Origin of the sequence: Shewanella sp. (assembly GCF_041630135.1) — a bacterium.
Taxonomy (GTDB): Bacteria; Pseudomonadota; Gammaproteobacteria; order Enterobacterales; family Shewanellaceae; genus Shewanella.
Genome location: NZ_JBFKLW010000072.1, coordinates 1 through 19,830, shown reverse-complemented (window position 1 = coordinate 19,830; position 19,830 = coordinate 1). Strand labels below are relative to the sequence as shown.

23 protein-coding genes are annotated in these 19,830 nt (G+C 50.3%); 10 read left to right on the top strand and 13 right to left on the bottom strand.

Annotation, left to right across the window (positions count from 1 at the left end; translation table 11 throughout):
• Nucleotides 1–248 precede the first annotated feature (248 nt).
• Together ABYK60_RS16175 and punC are read right to left on the bottom strand one after the other, a co-directional pair.
• Nucleotides 249–494 (bottom strand): hypothetical protein, encoded by a 246-nt coding sequence (locus ABYK60_RS16175; RefSeq protein ID WP_372873045.1) that lies wholly within the window; start codon nucleotides 492–494, stop codon nucleotides 249–251.
• A complete protein-coding gene (punC, locus tag ABYK60_RS16170) occupies nucleotides 445–1,446 on the bottom strand; it encodes a purine nucleoside transporter PunC (RefSeq protein WP_372873044.1) in 1,002 nt (333 codons plus the stop codon). The genes ABYK60_RS16175 and punC overlap by 50 nt, the downstream gene beginning before the upstream one ends.
• 228 nt (nucleotides 1,447–1,674) lie before the next feature.
• On the opposite strand from punC, the gene punR reads away from it, so the two are divergent.
• The 6 genes from punR to ABYK60_RS16140 all read left to right on the top strand — a co-directional run bounded on the left by punR (nucleotide 1,675) and on the right by ABYK60_RS16140 (nucleotide 4,735).
• Nucleotides 1,675–2,577 carry a DNA-binding transcriptional activator PunR gene (punR, locus tag ABYK60_RS16165; protein WP_372873043.1) on the top strand — a complete coding sequence of 301 codons (903 nt, stop codon included), beginning with the start codon at nucleotides 1,675–1,677 and terminating at the stop codon, nucleotides 2,575–2,577.
• Nucleotides 2,578–2,642: 65 nt separating this feature from the next.
• The gene (locus ABYK60_RS16160; protein ID WP_372873042.1) at nucleotides 2,643–3,299 is read left to right on the top strand and encodes a Bax inhibitor-1/YccA family protein; all 657 of its coding nucleotides are present in this window, start codon (nucleotides 2,643–2,645) and stop codon (nucleotides 3,297–3,299) included.
• A 55-nt stretch (nucleotides 3,300–3,354) separates the two neighbouring features.
• Nucleotides 3,355–3,744: a sulfurtransferase complex subunit TusD gene (tusD, locus tag ABYK60_RS16155; RefSeq protein WP_372873041.1), complete on the top strand. Its 390-nt coding sequence runs from the start codon at nucleotides 3,355–3,357 to the stop codon at nucleotides 3,742–3,744.
• A gap of 9 nt (nucleotides 3,745–3,753) precedes the next feature.
• On the top strand, nucleotides 3,754–4,110 hold the full coding sequence (gene tusC, locus ABYK60_RS16150; RefSeq protein ID WP_372873040.1) for a sulfurtransferase complex subunit TusC: 357 nt from the start codon (nucleotides 3,754–3,756) through the stop codon (nucleotides 4,108–4,110).
• A complete protein-coding gene (gene tusB, locus ABYK60_RS16145) occupies nucleotides 4,110–4,403 on the top strand; it encodes a sulfurtransferase complex subunit TusB (RefSeq protein WP_372873039.1) in 294 nt (97 codons plus the stop codon). Before tusC ends, tusB begins: the two co-directional genes overlap by 1 nt.
• Nucleotides 4,397–4,735 (top strand): TusE/DsrC/DsvC family sulfur relay protein, encoded by a 339-nt coding sequence (locus ABYK60_RS16140; protein ID WP_372873038.1) that lies wholly within the window; start codon nucleotides 4,397–4,399, stop codon nucleotides 4,733–4,735. Before tusB ends, ABYK60_RS16140 begins: the two co-directional genes overlap by 7 nt.
• A gap of 246 nt (nucleotides 4,736–4,981) precedes the next feature.
• Here ABYK60_RS16140 and serS read toward each other — a convergent pair whose 3' ends face one another.
• From serS to lrp, 6 genes are all read right to left on the bottom strand, one after another.
• Nucleotides 4,982–6,268 carry a serine--tRNA ligase gene (gene serS / locus ABYK60_RS16135; RefSeq protein WP_372873037.1) on the bottom strand — a complete coding sequence of 429 codons (1,287 nt, stop codon included), beginning with the start codon at nucleotides 6,266–6,268 and terminating at the stop codon, nucleotides 4,982–4,984.
• 17 nt (nucleotides 6,269–6,285) lie between these two features.
• Entirely contained in the window at nucleotides 6,286–6,660 is a 375-nt protein-coding gene (crcB, locus tag ABYK60_RS16130; protein ID WP_372873036.1) for a fluoride efflux transporter CrcB, read from the bottom strand.
• Nucleotides 6,653–7,930 (bottom strand): replication-associated recombination protein A, encoded by a 1,278-nt coding sequence (locus tag ABYK60_RS16125; RefSeq protein ID WP_372873048.1) that lies wholly within the window; start codon nucleotides 7,928–7,930, stop codon nucleotides 6,653–6,655. The genes crcB and ABYK60_RS16125 overlap by 8 nt, the downstream gene beginning before the upstream one ends.
• Before the next feature lie 60 nt (nucleotides 7,931–7,990).
• Complete coding sequence (gene lolA, locus ABYK60_RS16120) at nucleotides 7,991–8,602, bottom strand: outer membrane lipoprotein chaperone LolA (RefSeq protein WP_372873035.1); 612 nt, start codon at nucleotides 8,600–8,602, stop codon at nucleotides 7,991–7,993.
• A gap of 23 nt (nucleotides 8,603–8,625) precedes the next feature.
• Nucleotides 8,626–11,349, bottom strand: coding sequence for a DNA translocase FtsK (locus tag ABYK60_RS16115; RefSeq protein ID WP_372873034.1), 2,724 nt, complete (start codon nucleotides 11,347–11,349; stop codon nucleotides 8,626–8,628).
• A gap of 188 nt (nucleotides 11,350–11,537) precedes the next feature.
• Nucleotides 11,538–12,041, bottom strand: a complete 504-nt coding sequence (gene lrp / locus ABYK60_RS16110; protein WP_372873033.1) for a leucine-responsive transcriptional regulator Lrp — start codon at nucleotides 12,039–12,041, stop codon at nucleotides 11,538–11,540.
• A gap of 179 nt (nucleotides 12,042–12,220) precedes the next feature.
• Here lrp and ald point away from each other — a divergent pair, with 179 nt between their 5' ends.
• Both ald and trxB read left to right on the top strand, forming a co-directional pair.
• Nucleotides 12,221–13,333: an alanine dehydrogenase gene (ald, locus tag ABYK60_RS16105; RefSeq protein ID WP_372873032.1), complete on the top strand. Its 1,113-nt coding sequence runs from the start codon at nucleotides 12,221–12,223 to the stop codon at nucleotides 13,331–13,333.
• A 184-nt stretch (nucleotides 13,334–13,517) separates the two neighbouring features.
• Nucleotides 13,518–14,474, top strand: a complete 957-nt coding sequence (gene trxB, locus ABYK60_RS16100; RefSeq protein ID WP_126166930.1) for a thioredoxin-disulfide reductase — start codon at nucleotides 13,518–13,520, stop codon at nucleotides 14,472–14,474.
• A 208-nt stretch (nucleotides 14,475–14,682) separates the two neighbouring features.
• On the opposite strand, the gene rplT is transcribed toward trxB, so the two are convergent.
• From rplT to thrS, 4 genes are all read right to left on the bottom strand, one after another.
• Complete coding sequence (gene rplT / locus ABYK60_RS16095; RefSeq protein WP_126166929.1) at nucleotides 14,683–15,042, bottom strand: 50S ribosomal protein L20; 360 nt, start codon at nucleotides 15,040–15,042, stop codon at nucleotides 14,683–14,685.
• Nucleotides 15,043–15,058: 16 nt separating this feature from the next.
• Nucleotides 15,059–15,253 carry a 50S ribosomal protein L35 gene (gene rpmI, locus ABYK60_RS16090; protein WP_011759880.1) on the bottom strand — a complete coding sequence of 65 codons (195 nt, stop codon included), beginning with the start codon at nucleotides 15,251–15,253 and terminating at the stop codon, nucleotides 15,059–15,061.
• An 88-nt stretch (nucleotides 15,254–15,341) separates the two neighbouring features.
• A complete protein-coding gene (gene infC, locus ABYK60_RS16085) occupies nucleotides 15,342–15,881 on the bottom strand; it encodes a translation initiation factor IF-3 (protein WP_372873047.1) in 540 nt (179 codons plus the stop codon).
• A gap of 3 nt (nucleotides 15,882–15,884) precedes the next feature.
• Nucleotides 15,885–17,813, bottom strand: a complete 1,929-nt coding sequence (thrS, locus tag ABYK60_RS16080; RefSeq protein ID WP_372873031.1) for a threonine--tRNA ligase — start codon at nucleotides 17,811–17,813, stop codon at nucleotides 15,885–15,887.
• Between the two features lie 260 nt (nucleotides 17,814–18,073).
• Here thrS and ABYK60_RS16075 point away from each other — a divergent pair, with 260 nt between their 5' ends.
• Both ABYK60_RS16075 and ABYK60_RS16070 read left to right on the top strand, forming a co-directional pair.
• On the top strand, nucleotides 18,074–18,922 hold the full coding sequence (locus ABYK60_RS16075) for an SDR family oxidoreductase (protein WP_372873030.1): 849 nt from the start codon (nucleotides 18,074–18,076) through the stop codon (nucleotides 18,920–18,922).
• 90 nt (nucleotides 18,923–19,012) lie between these two features.
• The gene (locus ABYK60_RS16070) at nucleotides 19,013–19,213 is read left to right on the top strand and encodes a CPXCG motif-containing cysteine-rich protein (RefSeq protein WP_126166925.1); all 201 of its coding nucleotides are present in this window, start codon (nucleotides 19,013–19,015) and stop codon (nucleotides 19,211–19,213) included.
• Here the strand turns inward: ABYK60_RS16070 and ABYK60_RS16065 are convergent.
• The gene (locus tag ABYK60_RS16065; RefSeq protein WP_372873046.1) at nucleotides 19,207–19,818 is read right to left on the bottom strand and encodes a riboflavin synthase subunit alpha; all 612 of its coding nucleotides are present in this window, start codon (nucleotides 19,816–19,818) and stop codon (nucleotides 19,207–19,209) included. The genes ABYK60_RS16070 and ABYK60_RS16065 overlap by 7 nt on opposite strands.
• Nucleotides 19,819–19,830 lie beyond the last annotated feature (12 nt).

Sequence of the window (19,830 nt, the reverse complement as noted above, 5' to 3'; positions counted from 1 at the left end):
GCTCGTATCTACTCATGTTATTTGCCTCTTTTGACTTCGCTAAAAATCAAAGATGCATTTAGCATGGGTAGATATACGGGCAAAGCCCATTTGGATGATAACCACCTACTGAAGTAGGTGGTTTAGGGCTGAAAACAAAAAGCACAGTTTGAAGCTGTGCTTTTTAATACTGTTACCTCTGCTCAATTTGAACTAATTACCTCGAATTGAACTATTGCGCGTTTGGCGCGGCGGTTCACTGTCGGTATTTATTGGTCAGTATCATGCTTATCCTTTTGCTGCACAGTACCTTCATTTGATGGCTTTTGCTGAGTATCCGCTTGTACGGCAATGCGAGCCGGATCGGGAAAGCACCAGTTATAACGCCATTCGCTCCAGTTCATTCGCCACCAGGCCAACAAGACTATCCCCGCGCAAACCAGGATCCCCACACCGATGGCCTTCTCAAACCAATGGGCTATCGACGCCACCGCCGCCGACGCAATAAACGCCATACCGAGCTGCAAGAAGGTTTTGCCACCCTGCAGCCTTGGTGGCGTTGTTTGAAAATGGCGCCAGCGCATCGGTCACCAGCAACGGATATATAGCACCGTTAATCGCCGCCATGATGGCAAACACCCACAGTACCGACTCAATGCCTGTGCCAAGCTGTGTCAATAAAAACAGCACGACAGACAATACAACGAACCCGGTTATCAAAGTATTTTTAATCGCCTCAGGATTATGTTTGACCAGCATCTTTTTACAGGCAAAACCACCCAACATAAATGCCAGGGTTTGAGGAATGAAACTGAGACCAATTTCAGCGGCGGCATAGCCATGGTGCTGCATTACCGCAGGCCAGAGAGTAAGGTAACAAAAGAACGCGGCGCTGCAGGCACCAAAAATCGCGACATTGTTTTGAAAAGCCGTATTCTTCAGGATTTCGCCCACAGCTATTGGTGTCTGCTCATCAGCGGCATTTTGTTTATTTGTCAGTGCAGGAGTCATTGCCGCCAACAATAAGCCGATGATTGCCAGGATAATAAATATCGCGCGCCAGCCCATCTGCTCGCTAACCCAGGCCCCCATAAGGGGGGCTAACGCCGGAGACAAGGCAACCAACGGCATAATGGATGAAAACACCCTCCTCGCTTCTGCTTCACTGAAACGCTCTATTACTAATGCCTGCCAAATAACGGCAGCGCTGCAAGCACCGAAGGCCTGCAGCACTCTAAGGGCGAAAAACACCCTGATGTCCTGGGTGAATCCAAGCAGTACACTGCTTAAGGCAAACAGCCCTAGCCCTGCCATCAGGGTGTTTCGCTTGCCAAAGCGGTCACATAAACTGCCATAAGCGAGCTGGCCTATAGCCAGGCCCCCAAGGAAGCAGGTTAGCGTCATCGCCACCAAACTGGCTGACGTATTTAAACTTGCTTCAATCTGATTGAATGCAGGAAGATACATGTCAGTTGCCAGAAACCCGAGCATACTCAGCATCGCAAGATATGGAAAAAACACCAAACTTCGGCGCTTAGTTAAAGAATTGGAAATCAAATTTGCCTCCAGAAGTAGGATTAATCTTAGCACGGAGGAGTCTAAAGGCTTGTTTTGGCACTGTGAAACGGTTAATTTTGCACAGTGCAAACAAAAATATTCAAGGCAAGTGTGCCCCATTGAAACAGGAATTTCACCATGCTGTCGGAACAATCTCTGGAACTGGTTGATATTGTTGCCCAGGTTGGCAGCTTTACCGCCGCCGCGGCCAAGCTGCACAAGGTGCCCTCGGCGGTAAGTTACGCCATTAAACAAATAGAAGATGAACTGGGCGTGGTGCTGTTTCATCGTCATCACCGCAGCGTTAGCCTCACAGTGGCCGGCGAACACTTTGTCCATGAAGCAAGGGCTATGTTGTCGCAAATGGATGAGCTAAAACGCGGCACCCAAAGAATTGCCAATGGCTGGCAACCGACACTTTCCATCGCACTGGATAATATCGTCCGCGCCGACAGGATAAGTTTGCTGATCGCCGACTTTTATCGACATTTTCAAGATGTTGAACTGATAATTCGCATCGAGGTATTCAATGGAGTATGGGAAGCGCTGGCCACTGGCAGAAGCCATATCGCCATCGGCGCTACAACGGCGATTCCTGTGGGTGGTGTATTCCAATATCGCGATATGGGGGTGATTGACTGGGCATTTTTGGTAGCAAAAAATCATCCTTTGGCACCCATTGAGGAGCCTCTCAGTGACGATGTGCTCCGCCCCTTTCCGTCTATTTGCCTTGAAGACACCTCGAGGGAAATCCCCAAGCGCACGACCTGGCTGCTGGACAATCAGCGCCGCCTGGTAGTACCCGATTGGATCCGCGCAATCAATTGTTTTACCAACGGTTTAGGCATAGGCTATATGCCAAGGCATTTGGCGGCGCCCTTTATTCAAGCCGGGCTCTTAGTCGAGAAAACGCTGGAGCGACCTAAGGTTCCCAGCCCCTGTTGCCTCGCCTGGAATGGTGACTCGCCCTCGCCTGCGCTAAGTTGGGTGCTTAATTACCTCGGCGACAGTGAGAAACTGCATCGCGAATGGCTGGCATAAGTGTGGTTTCCAGCGGGAATTCAGTTATGATAGCCAGGTTAGTCATATATTAAGGAGACATTGAAATGTCACAGGAAATTCTGGTTTCCAAGCAATCGACACTGGAAGTCAACAAGCTCATTAAGAACACCTATATGTTGCTGTCAATGACGCTTGCGTTCTCAGCGCTTTGCGCCTGGATTGCTGCATCAGTTGGAATTTCACCGCTGATGTCGTTGGGGTTCTCCATCGGTGGTTTTATTTTGTTGTTTGTCACCTTGCGTAAAGCCGACACCGCCGCTGGTCTCTTTTGGGTATTTGCCTTCACCGGTATGGAAGGTGCATCCCTTGGGTTTATTCTCAATCATTATGCAGGTATGGCCAATGGGCCCGAGTTGATTGTGCAGGCTTTCGGTCTGACATCAGCCATCTTTGTTGGCTTATCCATGTATGCGTTGACCACTAAAAAAGACTTTTCTTTTATGGGTGGTTTCCTGTTTGCAGGCCTGATAGTGATTGTCATAGGTGGACTCATTAACCTGTTCGTGGGTAACAGCACTGCCTATATGTTATTGTCCTGGGCTACTGCTTTGGTGTTCACAGGTCTTATTCTGTTTGATACCAGTCGCATCGTAAACGGCGGCGAAACCAACTATATTCGTGCCACAGTGTCGCTGTACCTGGACTTCCTCAATCTGTTCCTCGCTATTTTACGCATTCTTGGCATGAACAACGACGATTAAACATTCCCGAGAGAATTAAGGTAAAATGGCCCACTTCAAGGGCCATTTTTTTATTATGAGCACATTTATTCTTCAGGTATCAGGTAAAGCCTATGGTAGCGCAGCGCCCGTGCACGCGCTCAGGTTTGCCAAGGCGGCAATCGACGAAGGCCACCACATTCTTCGGGTGTTTTTTTATCAGGATGGTGTATTTAACGCATCGAGCCTCGGTTCGCCAGCATCCGATGAGTTCAACGTGTATCAGGCGTGGCAAAACCTGGCCAAACTACACAATGTTGAACTGGTCAATTGCGTGTCTGCGGCCTTAAGACGAGGCATGGTGGCGAAAGAAGAAGCTGAAACCCAAGGGCTCAGTCATTGGAATGTGGATGAACATTTCACTAACGGCGGCTTGGGCGAGTTGGTAAGTGGTATAGCCAAAGCCGACCGGCTTATCTGTTTCTAAGGAGCCACAGTGAAAAAACTCTGTGTTGTGTTTTCAACTGCGCCCCATGGCAATGCCGCTGGCAGGGAGGCACTGGATTTTGCCATGCTGGCAGCAAGTTATGATTTAGAAACCAGTTTACTGTTCACTGATGAAGGCGTACTGCACCTGATCTCTAATCAAAAGCCCGAATCCATTGGCGGCCGCGACTACATAGCTACCTTTGGTGCGCTGGAGTTTTACGATATCGAAAACCTCTACGTATGTGAGGAGAGCCTTAAGGAATTCGCGTTAGAGCCAAGCGCCCTGCCCCTGGACATTGAAGTGCTGAGTACCGAAGCTGTCCGCCAACATTTCGGCGGCGTTGATGAAGTGGTGGTGTACTGATGATTTTGCATCATATTCAAAGCTCATCTGCGCAAAGCGCCGGTCTTCGCCTCGCCCTTCGCTATGCGGCTAAGCAGGATGCATTGCTGATCAGCGGCGATGCCACAGGCTCTGTGCTTCAGGCGAGTTGGCAGACAAAGCTTGACGGCAAAACTGTGTATTTTTTAGATGAAGATATCCAGGCACGGGGTCTTACAGACATGATTGCAGCCCGTTATCCCCATGCAAAGTTGGTTGATTACCGCGGCTGGGTAGCGCTCTCTTTAACGTTCGACAAGGTGATCACGTGGTAGATTCGATTTTGTTTAAAGGTCAGCAGATTGAAGTTGATAAAAATGGCTATTTACTGTCGGTTAACGACTGGAGCCCTGATCTGGCGCTGCTACTGGCTGAGTCTGAGTCCATCGTAATGACCGAAGCCCACTGGGAAGTAGTAAACTTTGTTCGCGATTTTTATCTGGAGTACAAAACCAGCCCGGCCATTCGCGCACTGGTAAAAGCCATGGGGCAAAAGTTCGGCCCGGACAAGGGGAATTCAAAGTACCTCTATACCCTGTTCCCAATAGGTCCAGCCAAGCAAGCCACCAAGATTGCCGGCCTGCCGAAACCTGCCAAGTGTATTTAATGAGTTTGAATTAGTGCCGGGCTGCTCGCTTACCGGCATCGAAAACAAAAAGCCCCGCAATGGCGGGGCTTTTTAATTCGCTGATAAAACAGCGGTTACTTTACATTTTCAAAGACAACCCAAAAGGCTTTTCCCAACGTAGCAAACATGATGGCGGCAAAAACCGCTATCACAGCCATGTAAGAGAGCCAACGTAAATAGCGCTGACCGTTATCCATAATTCCCTGAAAATAAACCTAGTTATTATTATCCCAGCTTTTCAAGACCGCCCATGTAGGGACGCAATGCTTCTGGTACTGTCACAGTGCCATCGGCGTTTTGATAGTTTTCCAAAATAGCGACCAGAGTACGGCCAACCGCCAAGCCTGAACCGTTCAGGGTGTGAACCAGTGCTGGCTTGTTGTCAGCCTTGCTGCGATAACGCGCCTGCATACGACGGGCCTGGAAATCTTTTACGTTTGAGCAGGAAGAGATCTCACGGTAAGTGTCTTGTGCTGGCAGCCATACCTCGATGTCGTAGGTTTTAGCGGCACCAAAGCCCATATCACCGGTACACAACACTACTGTACGATAAGGCAGCCCAAGTTTTTGTAATACTTTTTCTGCGTGACCAACCATTTGCTCCAGTGCATCCATGGAGTCTTCAGGCTTAACAATCTGCACCATTTCCACTTTGTCAAACTGGTGCTGACGAATAAGGCCACGGGTGTCTTTACCGTAAGAGCCAGCTTCTGAGCGGAAGCAAGCCGTATGAGCTGTCACCTTAATTGGCAGATCTGCTTCTTCAATGATGGTGTCGCGCACCATGTTGGTCACTGGCACTTCCGCGGTTGGGATCAAACTCAGCGCCTGGCCTTCTTCAGTGGCAGGCTTGAGGTTAAACAAATCTTCGCTGAATTTAGGCAACTGCCCGGTACCCAACAAGCTGTCGGTGTTAACCAGCAATGGTACATAAGCTTCGGTGTACCCGTGTTCCATGGTGTGCAAGTCCAGCATGAACTGCGCCAGCGCGCGGTGCATGCGGGCAATCTGGCCTTTCATCACGATAAAGCGTGAGCCGGTGATTTTAACGGCGGTTTTAAAATCCAGTCCTCCCAAGCCTTCGCCCAGGTCAACGTGATCTTTTACATCAAAATCAAAGCTGCGTGGCTCACCCCAACGACGTACTTCGACGTTTTCACTCTCATCTTTACCAACCGGCACTGACTCGTCAGGCAGATTAGGCACCGACATGGCTATGGCATTGATTTCTTCGAGCAGTGAGGCCAACTCAACCTTTTTCGCTTCCAGTTCTGCGCCGAGGTTACCTACCTGCGCCATGATAGGGGCAACATCCTCACCGCGGGCTTTGGCCTGGCCAATGGATTTGGAAATGGCGTTGCGACTTGCCTGCAACTCTTCAGTAGCTACCTGCAGTGACTTACGCTTTTCTTCCAGCGCCTTGAGATGGTCGATATCGAGCGCAAAACCACGTGCGGCCAGACGCTCTTTGGTGAATTCAAGTTCATTACGGAGATATTTGGTATCTAACATACTTGTTGTCTTATAAGTTAAACGCGGGAATAAATCAGCTGCTGTCCAAGATACACTACGGTCAGGCAAAGTATCAGGTTCAGAAGCACATTCAGGCTCGCCTTCACAATTTCCCCTTGCTGCATCAGCAACAGAGTTTCGTTTGAGAAGGTGGAAAACGTCGTTAAGGCGCCCAGAAGGCCAACACCAATCAGGGCTTTCCACTCAGGACCAATATGGCTGAGTTCTGCCAGGGCGTATATGCATCCCATCAAAAAGGATCCCGCCACGTTAACGATGAGTGTACCAAAAGGAAATCCGCCGCCAAAGAGCTGCAATGCAAGAATCGAGATGGAATAGCGCAAAACTGCACCTATAGCACCTCCTGCGGCGACAAACAGCACATTATTCATAACGTTTTCGCCCACTTTGCTGGTTAAGCGCCTCGAGATTTTGCAGTTTATCTTTAATTCGCTTTTCAAATCCACGTTCAGTGGGCTGGTAAAAACGGCTGTGTCTGAGCGTATCGGGGAAGTAATTCTCGCCGGCAGCAAAGGCGCCCTCTTCATCATGGGCGTAACGATACCCTTCGCCAACACCCAGTTCGTTCATGAGTTTAGTGGGTGCATTGCGTAAATGGTTTGGCACAGGTGCATTGCCGGTTTCCCGGGCAAGTAACCGTGCTTCTTTAAAGGCGGTGTAAACCGCATTGCTTTTGGGCGCGCTGGCAAGATAGAGCACTGCCTGGGCAATAGCTCGCTCGCCTTCAGCTGGCCCTACCCGATGGAAACAGTCCCAGGCATTCAGGGCGACTGTCATGGCATTGGGGTCGGCATTGCCGATATCTTCCGAGGCAATTGCCAGCAGCCTGCGTGCGACATATAAAGGATCGCCGCCGCCCTCGAGAATACGGCAAAACCAATAAAGTGCCGCATCGGGCGCCGAGCCGCGAATGGATTTATGCACAGCGCTGATAAGGTCGTAATACTGATCGCCGTTTTTATCGTACCCCGCCGCCTGATGGCCGGCGACTTCACTGAGGAGCTCGACCGTGTATTCGCCGCCGTCTGGCAGTAAGTCGGCCATTAACTCAATTAAGTTCAACGCCTTGCGAGCATCACCGTCACAAAGTCTGGCAATGGCTGCCTTTGTTTCCTGGTTCAGGCGCAAACCGCGTTTGCCAAGCCCTCTCGCCTCATCACTGTTTGCCTGCTCAAGAATTTGGCCAATGGCATCATCATCAAGACGTTTTATAAGATAAACACGGCAGCGGGATAACAGCGCGTTGTTGACTTCAAATGACGGGTTTTCAGTGGTCGCGCCAATAAAAATCACTGTGCCATCTTCGATGAATGGCAGAAAGGCATCCTGCTGGCTCTTATTAAAGCGGTGTACTTCATCAACAAACAGCAAGGTACGTTGACCTCGTGACTGGGCAACGTTCTTGGCCTGCTCAATGGCGGCGCGAATTTCCTTAACCCCGGATGTGACCGCCGATATGCGCTCCACATGGGCATTGGCGTAACGTGCGACAAGTTCCGCCAAAGTGGTTTTGCCTGTGCCGGGTGGCCCCCACAGCAGCATGGAGTGCACCTTGCCTGCCAGCAGCGCCTGACGCAAAGGCTTGCCGACGCCAAGCAGATGCGACTGACCTATATACTCCTCAATCTTCTTTGGCCGCATTTTGGCGGCCAAGGGATTGAAGTCAGGGCTGAAATCAAAACTCAATGACACTGCGCACCCTTACTGAGCCCGCTGATCATCAACACTGACACCTTCAGGAAGCTCAAAACGGAACAATCCGCTGTCTGCTTCCGCCACATGCGATTGGGAAGAAAGTTCAAAATGGCTGACACTACCCTGTCCGTCAACAAGTCGTATATCAGAGAGTACAGTTTTCGCAAAACAAACAGAGACCATGTTTACCGCGCTCTCAACTCCCTGATGAGGACGAATTTCAAAGCAGTCGCCTTTTTTATCAATCTGATACTCGCTCCAGCTTTTTTCATCACGGTGTACAAGCAGCGCCATCGGTGACGCCTTCAAAATGTCTTCCATATCGAGAATGCTGACTTCTTCTGCGAAGGAATTGTATACCCACACTGTTTGGTCATTCGCCACTATCAGTGACTCATCGGGCGAAGTAAGATGCCAATGAAAAGCGCCAGGTTGCTTCATCGCAAGAATGCCGCTACCTTCCTGAATTAACTTACCGTTTTGATCGGTCACTTTTTGGTTAAAATTAGCCTTTATCCCCTGCATAGCATCCAATTTATCGGCAAGCAAAGCAGCGTCATCGGCCATTGCTGTGAGTGGCAGCAATACAGTCAAACATACAAAAATCGACGTTTTCACAGACTAACCTCTTAATAATCCGACTAATTACGTGGAGGTGGCGGCGCCAACACTTCACGGTTGCCATTGTGTCCCTGGGCGCTGACGACACCCGCCATTTCCATTTGCTCTATAATACGGGCAGCCCGGTTATAGCCAATTTTGAACTTGCGCTGCACACTGGAAATAGAGCCACGGCGGGACTCAGTTACAAAAGCGACTGCTTCATCATACAGTGGATCGTAATCTTCATCGCCGTCTTCAGATGTTTCACCGGGAAGCAGCACCTGCTCACCTTCACTCGAACCCTGCAAAATTTCATCTATATATTGCGGTTTGCCGCGGGTGTGCCAATCGGCAACTACGCGGTGCACTTCATGGTCATCAATAAATGCGCCATGAACACGAATTGGTACCCCGGTGCCCGGTGGCAGATACAACATGTCGCCCATACCCAGCAGGGTTTCAGCGCCCTGTTGATCCAAAATGGTGCGGCTATCGATTCGTGACGATACCTGAAAGGCCATCCTGGTGGGAATGTTGGCCTTGATAAGACCAGTTATCACATCCACCGATGGACGCTGGGTGGCCAAAATCAAGTGGATACCAGCAGCGCGAGCCTTCTGGGCAATACGGGCAATCAACTCTTCCACTTTTTTACCGACAATCATCATCATGTCGGCGAACTCGTCAACCACCACCACGATAGAGGGGAGTTTATCCAGATCCGGTGCTTCTTCATCAAAGCTTTCACTGGATTTCCACAACGGATCTTTAATGGCCTCACCGGCCTGTTTAGCCTCAGCAATCTTGGCGTTGTAGCCCTTGAGGTTACGTACCCCCAGCGCTGACATCAGTTTATAGCGACGCTCCATTTCACCTACACACCAGCGCAGGGCATTGGAGGCCTCTTTCATGTCGGTTACCACTTCACAAAGCAGATGCGGAATACCTTCATAAACTGAGAGTTCGAGCATCTTGGGGTCAATCATGATGAAGCGAACATCGTCGGGGCCAGACTTATACAGCAGACTGGTGATCATCACGTTCACGCCAACTGATTTACCTGAACCTGTAGTACCAGCTACCAGCAAGTGCGGCATTTTACCCAGATCGACCACAACAGGTTCACCGGCGATATCTGAACCGAGGACCATCGCAAGGGTACTTGGGTTTTGTTTAAACTTGTCGCAATCGAGTACATCGCGCATATACACGGTTTCGCGGAACTTGTTTGGCAGCTCCAGGCCGACATAGGCTTTGCCGGGAATAACCTCCACAACCCTCACCCGCTCAGCAAGCAGTGAGCGCGCCAGATCGCTGGCCAGGTTGGTGATTTTCGATGCCTTTACTCCGGGTGCCAATTCAAGTTCGAACCGTGTTACTACTGGTCCCGGATAAACCCCTACTACATTAGCGGTAATGTTGAAGTCTGCGAGCTTCGACTCAACCAAACGTGCGACCTGATCAAGCTCTTCCTCGCTGATAGGATTTTGCTTGCGATTGGGCACGTTTAAAAGCTCAATGCTCGGCAATGGCGTCAGCGGCTTGGCAGGAACCTTATCCTGTCCCGGCAGAACCACAATTCCATCAACGATTTTTGCCACTTCAGGTTTGGCTTTTGCCTTTACCGTTCTGGGAGCCGCATGTTCATCGCTGGACATTACTTCATCAAAAACGATGTCATCCCATGGAGGGTTGTCCTGAGCGTCACTGTTAAAATCTAAGCTGGGTTCATCTGTCAAATGCGCATCGTCATGGGCTGAAAAGGATCTGTTACTGCTCCTGGTCGAAGCGTCAGCTTGTGCATGACCATTCAACGTCGGCGTAGCACTGAAGGCTGGCTCGACTCTGGCATTATGAACCTTAGATACCAAGCCGGGCTCATCGTCATGAAAATCGTCGTCGATTTCTTCAGACTCTTGGTTGACACGATTCCTTTGCTTGCGACTGAACAAAAAGAATTTACGCTTAGAATTTTCACCAATTGCGACATTTTCATCTGTTTCAAGCGATTCTTCCTTGTGGGAAAATTGAGAATCTTCTTCACCAGTTGAATTGTCTGTATCTTCCGCAGCTTCCAGTTCATTTCGCTGTTTCCGTTTAAAGCCGGCCGCGATGGACATAAAGCCCTTAGTGTCTTCAGTTTCAGAGGTTCTGCTCAATTTGGATGGCAGATGGTACAAACCGGACAGAACTCTCAAAGTGAAAGAGCCTGTTAATTCAACCAGACCTATCAGGCTGATACCTGTGAGTAAAGTAAAGCCGGTTCCAATACTGCAAAGCAATAGCAGAGTAGTGCCTAAATCATTGAAATATGGGAGCATTGTAGAGGCAATTACATCACCGGTAATTCCTCCGGCTGAAAATTCATAGATGTCGTTGCCATTCATACTGGCCAGGGTTGACACCCCAAACACGATCAGAATAAAGCCCAATAAGCGCATCGAAACAGAGAAATAGTCAATTTCAAGCAAACGATGGGATTGCTTGAACAGCAGCCAGCCGGTACCAGCAACCACGAAGGGAGCCAGAAAGGCACTGTAACCGAAGAAGTAATAGAGGATATCCGCAATCCAGGCACCTACCGCTCCACCCAGATTTTGGATTTGCCCCTGATAGTTACTCTGGCTCCAACCCGGATCGGATGCACTGAAGCTGGTTAACGCCAACAGTATGTATATCGCTAACATGGAACAAATGATAAGCCCGCCTTCCAGCAGCCTCTGCAACCCGCTTAGCGAATGAACACGATTTCCCTGAGACAAACGAAATGATCCATAGCAACATTAAAAACAAGTGAAATTAAGATACCAGAATCCTTCGAAAAGTGGAGCGAAATCGGGGGTTTTATGGTCAGTCGCACCGAATTGTTAGCAAAAATTAATACTCTCAGCAGATTTGACAATAAAAAAGGGAGCTGAGCTCCCTTTTATTAACTGCGACAATAACTTAGTTAATTGTCACTGAAATTGTTTACCGCAACCTTATTCGTTTGTTTTACTTCTTCCATTACCACGTAGGTACGGGTGTCGGATACAGAAGGTAACTTCAGTAAGGTTTCGCCCAAAAGCTTACGATATGCAGACATGTCGGATACGCGGGTTTTCAGCAAGTAATCAAAATCACCGGATACCAGATGACATTCCTGAATATCGTCCAGCAACTGTACCGCCCTGTTGAACCTGTCAAACACTTCTGGAGTGTCACGATTCAGGGTGATTTCTACAAATACCAACAAAGATGCACCCAGATAATGTGGGTTCACCAATGCGGTATAGCCATTGATATAACCTTGCTTTTCTAAACGCTTTACCCTTTCTAAACAAGGTGTTGGGCTTAAACCCACACGCTTGGACAACTCAACATTAGAGATTCTTCCATCAAGTTGCAGTTCATTGAGGATATTGCGATCTATACGATCCAAGTCTTTTACAGGACTCTTTTTATTATATGCCATATATTTGACCTTGTTTTATCGCTAAAACAACATTTAATTTTTTGTATGTCGAAAGTTCAGCAGCATAAACTGCATCGGCAATACTATACTAGATATCCCTGAAATAAGCACGTTCAGGCCGCTACAAAATAACAAATATGCCCATACTTTACGGGTAATTATGCAATTGAGGCTCGAAGATGATAATTGGCGTTCCAAAGGAAATCAAAAACCATGAATATCGCGTTGGCATGGTACCCTCCAGCGTGCGTGAACTGACCCTGCGTGGCCATCAGGTTTTTGTTGAGACCAGTGCCGGTGGTGGTATTGGCTTTTCTGATCAGGACTATATCGATGCCGGTGCCAGTATTTTGGCCACCGCTCAGGAAGTCTTTGCAAAATCTGACATGATTGTAAAGGTGAAAGAACCTCAGGCCGTTGAGCGTGCCATGCTGCGCCACGATCAGATTCTGTTTACCTATCTGCACCTGGCTCCGGATCTGCCGCAAACTGAAGAGTTGGTGGCCTCTGGTGCTGTGTGTATCGCATATGAAACCGTGACTGATGACCGCGGTGGCCTGCCACTGCTGGCCCCTATGTCAGAAGTAGCCGGTCGTATGTCTATCCAGGCCGGCGCCATGGCACTGGAAAAATCTGCCGGTGGCCGTGGTATGCTGCTCGGTGGTGTACCGGGTGTTGAGCCAGCCAAAGTGGTTATTATCGGTGGCGGTATGGTTGGTACCAACGCTGCGCAAATGGCCGTGGGCATGGGCGCTGACGTAGTGGTTCTGGATCGCTCCATCGATGCGCTGCGTCGTCTGAACGTGCAATTCGGCTCTGCCGTTAAAGCCGTTTACTCTACTGCTGATGCCATTGAGCGTCACGTACTGGAAGCTGACCTGGTTATCGGCGGCGTACTGATCCCCGGCGCTGCCGCTCCCAAGCTGGTAACCGCCGATATGATCAAGCGCATGAAGCCTGGCGCTGCCATCGTTGACGTTGCCATCGACCAGGGCGGCTGTGTTGAAACCTCACACGCCACCACTCACCAGGACCCAACCTACATTGTTGATGACGTAGTTCACTACTGCGTAGCCAACATGCCAGGTGCCGTTGCCCGCACTTCAACCTTCGCGCTGAACAACGCTACCCTGCCCTACATCCTGAAACTGGCTGATAAGGGTTACAAGGAAGCGCTGCTGGCTGACAAGCACCTGCTGAACGGTCTGAACGTGATGCACGGCAAGATCACCTGTAAAGAAGTTGCCGAAGCCCACAACCTGGCTTACGTACCTTCTACCGAACTGCTGTAATCCAGTCAGTGTTGGAAGACTAAGGGGAGCTTTGTGCTCCCCTTTCTTTTTGGCTGCGGATTGTGCTGGAAACTCTAATAGACATCTTAGATTAGGATCATCTAAGCAGTCGGTAGCTGAACCCTTTACCCCCGTTCGCAAATTTCCTACAATCCCAGCAATTTGCAAAGGCACGGAGAACATAATGAGCCAAGCCAAACACAGTCAACTGCTGATCCTCGGCTCAGGTCCAGCAGGCTACACCGCCGCAGTATATGCGGCTCGCGCAAACCTGAATCCAGTGATGATCACAGGTTTGCAGCAAGGCGGTCAGCTGACCACCACCACGGAAGTGGAAAACTGGCCAGGCGATCCTGAAGGCCTGACCGGCCCAGGTCTGATGGCACGTATGCAAGAGCATGCTGAAAAATTCAATACCGAAATTCTTTTCGACCACATCAACGAAGTAACCCTCACCGAGCGGCCATTCCGTTTGAAGGGCGACAACGGTGAGTACACCTGTGATGCGCTGATCATCGCCACCGGCGCTTCAGCCAAGTATCTGGGTTTGCCCTCTGAAGAAGCATTCAAAGGTCGCGGCGTGTCTGCCTGTGCCACCTGTGATGGATTCTTCTATCGTAATCAAAAGGTTGCTGTAATTGGTGGTGGTAACACCGCAGTGGAAGAAGCCCTGTATCTGTCGAATATCGCTTCTGAAGTGCACCTGATTCACCGTCGCGACAGCTTCCGCTCAGAGAAAATTCTGATTGACCGTCTGATGGACAAGGTGGCTAACGGCAATATCATCCTGCACCTGGACAAGACCCTGGATGAAGTTGTGGGTGACAACATGGGCGTGACCGGCGTGAAGCTCAAGTCCACCAAAGATGACTCAGTTGAAGAGTTTGACGTGGCTGGCGTGTTCGTAGCCATTGGTCACAGCCCCAACACTGGCATCTTCGAGGGCCAGCTTGAAATGAACCACGGCTACCTCAAGGTACAGAGCGGTCTTAACGGTAACGCCACCCAAACCAGCATCGAAGGCGTATTCGCCGCTGGTGATGTGATGGATCAGCACTATCGTCAGGCCATTACCTCAGCCGGTACCGGCTGTATGGCTGCACTGGACGCTGAGCGCTACCTGGATGCCAAGCACGGCTAAACCTGAGTTTACTGAAGAAAAGCCGGCAGTTGCCGGCTTTTTCATGCCTGAATGTTCGCCTGTACCAGTAGCCCAACTCAACTAACAGCTGATGTTATTCATCGCAGGCAACAACCTACAATAAAGCCCAACGCACTAAAGTAACGCGTAAGAAACAGGCACAAAAAAAGGGACCCTGAGGTCCCCTTTTCACTTACTCAAAAACCAATTACTTGGTCAGAGCTTCTTTAGCCTTTTCAACCAGAGTTGAGAAAACAACTTTGTCGAATACAGCGATGTCGGCCAGGATCTTACGGTCGATCTCGATAGAAGCCTTCTTCAGACCGTTGATGAAACGGCTGTAAGACAGACCATTCTGACGAGAAGCGGCGTTGATACGTGCAATCCACAGTTGACGGAATTGACGCTTCTTCTGACGACGGTCACGGTAAGCATACTGACCGGCTTTGATCACAGCCTGTACCGCTACGCGGTAAGTACGTGAACGGGCACCGTAGTAACCTTTGGCGAGTTTCAGAACCTTTTTGTGACGGGCACGTGCGGTCACACCACGCTTAACTCTTGGCATTATTCAATCTCCTCAATTAAGCGTATGGCAGTTGACGCGCGATTGCTGGAACGTCGACCTTGGCAACAAGACATTTCGCGCGCAGATGACGCTTACGCTTGGTGCTCTTTTTGGTCAGGATGTGACGCAGGTGGGCTTGCTTGCGCTTGAAACCATTGGCGGTTTTCTTAAAACGCTTCGCAACGCCGCGGTCAGTTTTCATTTTTGGCATTACTTCTACTTCCGCATTGGGGGTTTATAAAAAACGTAAGGCGAGCGGCCGCTCATTGCTGGGCGGCCGCTACTTTCGGATTGCCCTACTATTTCTTTTTGGGTGCCAGCACCATGATGGCTTGACGACCTTCCATTTTCGGGAAGGATTCGACAACCGCATACTCTTCCAAATCAGCCTTGATACGGTTCATCAGATCCATACCCAGGTTTTGGTGTGCCATTTCGCGACCCCGGAAACGCAGCGTAACTTTCGCTTTGTCACCGTCTTCAAGAAAACGAATCAGGTTGCGTAGTTTTACCTGATAGTCGTTTTCGTCAGTTCCAGGACGGAATTTGATTTCCTTAACCTGAACCTGTTTTTGCTTTTTCTTCTGCTCTTTCTGGGCCTTAGCCTTATCGAACAGGAACTTACCGTAATCCATTATACGACATACTGGAGGCTCGGCATTGGGGCTGATCTCTACGAGATCGACTCCGGCTTCATCGGCCAACTCCTGAGCTTCACGGATACTGACAATACCGATAGCTTCACCATCGAGACCGCTTAAACGTACCTGTGAAACACCGGTGATTTCATCATTAATTCTGTTCGGGGCCGATTGACGCCCTGCTTTCTTGATCTTTATGACCTATTCCTCCAAGAGTTTTAGACTACGGTGCGAAATTTGCTCTTTTACGCTCGCAACGAAGGCATCGATGGACATCTTGCCCAAATCCTTTCCGTCACGGGTACGCACCGCGATTTCCCTGTTTTCCATCTCCTGGTCACCTACAACCAATAGATAAGGGACACGCCTTAAAGTGTGCTCGCGTATTTTAAAGCCTATTTTCTCATTCCTCAAGTCTTGAGAAGCTCGAATTCCCTGTTCTTTGAACAATTTGACTACTTCTTCAACGTAATCAGCCTGTTTGTCAGTGATGTTCATCACAACAGCCTGCATTGGAGCCAGCCAGGTTGGGAAGCGTCCCGCGTATTCTTCGATAAGAATACCGATATAACGCTCCAGAGAGCCCAAAATGGCACGGTGGATCATCACCGGAGTCTGGCGGGCGTTATCTTCGGCCACATAGGTGGCGCCCAGACGGCCAGGCAAGGCATAGTCCAGCTGCACAGTACCGCACTGCCAGGCACGGTCGAGGCAATCATGCAGAGTGAATTCGATTTTAGGGCCATAGAAGGCACCTTCGCCCGGCAGAATTTCAAAGGCAATGCCGTTGGCGTTCAGGGCTTCAATCAATGCTGACTCGGCGCGGTCCCACATGGCATCGTCACCAATGCGCTTTTCAGGACGGGTCGACAGCTTCACCACGATGTTTTCGAAACCGAAGGTGGAGTAGGTGTCATACACCATCTTGATACAGGCACTCACCTCTTCCTGCACCTGTTCTTCGGTACAGAAAATGTGGGCGTCGTCCTGAGTAAAGCCGCGTACCCGCATCAGGCCGTGCAGCGAGCCTGATGGCTCGTTACGGTGACAGCAACCGAACTCAGCCATACGCAGTGGCAGATCGCGGTATGACTTAAGACCCTGGTTGAAAATCTGTACGTGACCCGGGCAGTTCATCGGCTTGATGGCGTACTCACGGTTTTCGCTGGCGGTGGTGAACATGGCTTCTGAGTACTTGTCCCAGTGACCAGAGCGTTCCCACAGAACGCGGTCCATCATGAATGGGCCTTTTACTTCCTGGTAGCCATACTGCGACAGCTTGTGGCGGATAAAGGTTTCCAGCTCACGGAAAATGCTCCAGCCGTCGTTGTGCCAGAACACCATACCAGGCGCTTCTTCCTGCATATGGTACAGGTCGAGCTGCTTACCGATTTTGCGGTGGTCACGCTTGGCAGCTTCTTCAAGACGCGTCAAGTGGGTGTTCAGGGCTTTTTTATCGCCCCAGGCAGTGCCATAAATACGCTGCAACATCTTGTTGTTTGAGTCACCGCGCCAGTAGGCACCGGCCACGCTCATCAGACGGAAGTGATGGCAAAAACGCATGTTGGGCACGTGTGGGCCACGGCACATATCAACGTATTCTTCGTGAAGGTACAGCGCTGGCGTTGCATCTTTGCTGATGTTCTCATCCAGAATGGCCATCTTGTAGCCTTCGCCGCGGCCTTCGAAGGTGTCACGGGCTTCTTGCCAGCTCACCACGCGCTTCACCACGTCGTAGTCTTTCTTGGCAAGCTCCAGCATACGCTTCTCGAGCGCAGCTATGTCTTCGGCAGTCAGCTTGTGGTCCAAATCGACGTCATAATAGAAGCCGTTATCAATCACAGGACCAATGGCCATTTTGGTTTCTGGCCACAGCTGCTTGATGGCGTGACCCAGCAAGTGCGCGCAGGAGTGACGCAGGATTTCCAGACCTTCTTCATCACGGGCGGTGATAATAGACAGGCTGGCATCCTCATTAATGAGATCGCAGGCATCTTTCAGCTCGCCATTCACACGACCGGCGATACAGGCCTTGGCAAGGCCCGGGCCGATGTCGGCGGCAACGTCGAGAGTAGATACAGGGTTGGCAAACGCGCGTTGGCTGCCATCAGGAAGCGTAATTACAGGCATGTAAAATCCTTATCCAGTGGTGACCCACACCAAGGGCCACATGGGTATTAAAAGAAGAAACGCTCGGTGGGTAAGACAGTACAGGAGCCTTGAGCCTCATCCGGCGCGGTCAAATAGTGTATGTCATTGACGGTATTCATACAAGAAAGCAGCCCCGCTCGGCGACAATATTCACTTTGCGGTACCAAAAAGCCACGTTAACCTTGGGCAAAGACATCACTTTACACGCACGAGTCCGCTCTCGTTCAGGAATAAGCACAATGGCGTTAGCTCAGACAGCAGACAAAGAGGCCACTCAGCACAGCCATCAGCATCAAACCCGAAGCTCATCGCAGCAGCAACATTGGGCTTTGGTCACCGGCGGCGCCAGACGCATTGGTGCCGCTATTTGTAAAAGGTTGCACTGTGATGGTTTCAATATTCTTATTCATTGCCACCACTCAAAGGCCGAGGCAGACTCCCTGGCTTTGGAGCTGAACTTGTTGAGGCCAAACTCAGCTGTCGTATTACAGGCGGAGCTTGGCTCTGAGCCCGGCCTTAAGATACTGGTTGACGGCGTAACCCAGATGCTTGGTGAAAAAGGCGGCATTCTGACTGCGCTGGTCAATAATGCCTCTGTGTTTGCACCTGAAGATGCAGCAGACATTGATGCCGATTTTCAGGGCCCTGCATTTGATGCGATGGCCTCGGTGCTTCAAGTCAATGCCCTCACCCCTTATCTGCTGACCAAGCGCCTTTATTCACAATTGGCTATAAAAGGCGGCGCTGTTGTGAATCTTTGTGATATCCACGGTCGGCGCCCGCTTAAGCGCCATGGGGTATACTCAATGTCAAAGGCGGCGCTGGAAATGGCAACGCTTTCTTTGGCACAGGAGCTTGCTCCCAAAGTGCGGGTAAATGGCGTTGCGCCGGGGGCTATCCTCTGGCCAGAGAGCCCGGACAGCAATGCCGATGCCGTGGTAAAGCAAATCCCCCTTGGCCGCGCAGGTGAGCCGGAGGATATTGCCACTACAGTGAGCTTTTTAGTCAAAGCGGACTATATCAGTGGCCAAATAATTGCTGTGGATGGAGGCCGCAGTGCCAGCGGCTTTTTGGGCGCGATAACCTGACGCGAAATCCGTGTTCATCGGCTTCTGTTTGCGTTGGGTTTTGCTGAAAAATGGTCTTGCGCAAGTTGCATTTACACAGGAGCACCTGTAATGAGGATAAAACAGCAAACCATCGCCTGCCCCCACTGCGGGCATCATCAACGGATTGAATTGGATGCCACTGCAGGCGATCAGGAGTTTTACGACGATTGCCGTATTTGCTGTAACCCCATCCACATCCGCCTGCATGTGGATGAGGCCAATCGAAAAATCGAGCTATGGGTTGATGGTGATGACGAGCAGCTTTACTGATCGCGCGCTGCCAATACCCGCTCCACCGTATCCACAATGGTCTGGGTCTGACTGTCGATTTCAATATTCAGCTCAGTGCCAACCAGTGCCTGATTAAGGTTGGTCAGCCTTAAGGTTTCAGGGATGAGGTGCAGCATAAAGCCGTCATCAAACACCTCGCCCACCGTCAGGCTACAGCCGTTTACCGCAACAAAGCCCTTATAAAGCACGTATTTCATCAGCTCTTTGGGCAGAGTTAACCGTAAATCTCGCTGCTCACCCACATCGGCAACTTCAATGACCTTTGCCTTGGCATGCACATGGCCAGACAGCAGATGGCCGCCAATTTCTTTGCCGAAGGTTAAAGAACGCTCAATGTTGATTTGGCTCCCGACCTGCACATTCCCCAGGTTAGTCAGGCGCAGGGTTTCTTCCATTACGTCGAAAAAGACCCTATCATCGGCGATTCGGGTTGCGGTGAGGCAAACGCCATTATTGGCAACACTCGCCCCCGGAATGAGTCCTTCCCTCAATTCTTCTGGCAGGCTCACTGCGAGTGTGTGCATTCCCTCGCGCTTTTCCAGCGCCACCAGTTCACAGGTGGCTTGTACGATACCGGTAAACATTCTTTTTTCGAT

Excerpts from the sequence above, each read along its gene's own strand:
- ABYK60_RS16175 (WP_372873045.1), bottom strand. The coding sequence starts at position 494 with ATGGCGTTTATTGCGTCGGCGGCGGTGGCGTCGATAGCCCATTGGTTT.
- punC (WP_372873044.1), bottom strand. The coding sequence starts at position 1,446 with ATGTATCTTCCTGCATTCAATCAGATTGAAGCAAGTTTAAATACGTCA.
- punR (WP_372873043.1), top strand. The coding sequence starts at position 1,675 with ATGCTGTCGGAACAATCTCTGGAACTGGTTGATATTGTTGCCCAGGTT.
- ABYK60_RS16160 (WP_372873042.1), top strand. The coding sequence starts at position 2,643 with ATGTCACAGGAAATTCTGGTTTCCAAGCAATCGACACTGGAAGTCAAC.
- tusD (WP_372873041.1), top strand. The coding sequence starts at position 3,355 with ATGAGCACATTTATTCTTCAGGTATCAGGTAAAGCCTATGGTAGCGCA.
- tusB (WP_372873039.1), top strand. The coding sequence starts at position 4,110 with ATGATTTTGCATCATATTCAAAGCTCATCTGCGCAAAGCGCCGGTCTT.
- serS (WP_372873037.1), bottom strand. The coding sequence starts at position 6,268 with ATGTTAGATACCAAATATCTCCGTAATGAACTTGAATTCACCAAAGAG.
- crcB (WP_372873036.1), bottom strand. The coding sequence starts at position 6,660 with ATGAATAATGTGCTGTTTGTCGCCGCAGGAGGTGCTATAGGTGCAGTT.
- ABYK60_RS16125 (WP_372873048.1), bottom strand. The coding sequence starts at position 7,930 with ATGCGGCCAAAGAAGATTGAGGAGTATATAGGTCAGTCGCATCTGCTT.
- lrp (WP_372873033.1), bottom strand. The coding sequence starts at position 12,041 with ATGGCATATAATAAAAAGAGTCCTGTAAAAGACTTGGATCGTATAGAT.
- ald (WP_372873032.1), top strand. The coding sequence starts at position 12,221 with ATGATAATTGGCGTTCCAAAGGAAATCAAAAACCATGAATATCGCGTT.
- trxB (WP_126166930.1), top strand. The coding sequence starts at position 13,518 with ATGAGCCAAGCCAAACACAGTCAACTGCTGATCCTCGGCTCAGGTCCA.
- rplT (WP_126166929.1), bottom strand. The coding sequence starts at position 15,042 with ATGCCAAGAGTTAAGCGTGGTGTGACCGCACGTGCCCGTCACAAAAAG.
- rpmI (WP_011759880.1), bottom strand. The coding sequence starts at position 15,253 with ATGCCAAAAATGAAAACTGACCGCGGCGTTGCGAAGCGTTTTAAGAAA.
- thrS (WP_372873031.1), bottom strand. The coding sequence starts at position 17,813 with ATGCCTGTAATTACGCTTCCTGATGGCAGCCAACGCGCGTTTGCCAAC.
- ABYK60_RS16075 (WP_372873030.1), top strand. The coding sequence starts at position 18,074 with ATGGCGTTAGCTCAGACAGCAGACAAAGAGGCCACTCAGCACAGCCAT.
- ABYK60_RS16070 (WP_126166925.1), top strand. The coding sequence starts at position 19,013 with ATGAGGATAAAACAGCAAACCATCGCCTGCCCCCACTGCGGGCATCAT.
- ABYK60_RS16065 (WP_372873046.1), bottom strand. The coding sequence starts at position 19,818 with ATGTTTACCGGTATCGTACAAGCCACCTGTGAACTGGTGGCGCTGGAA.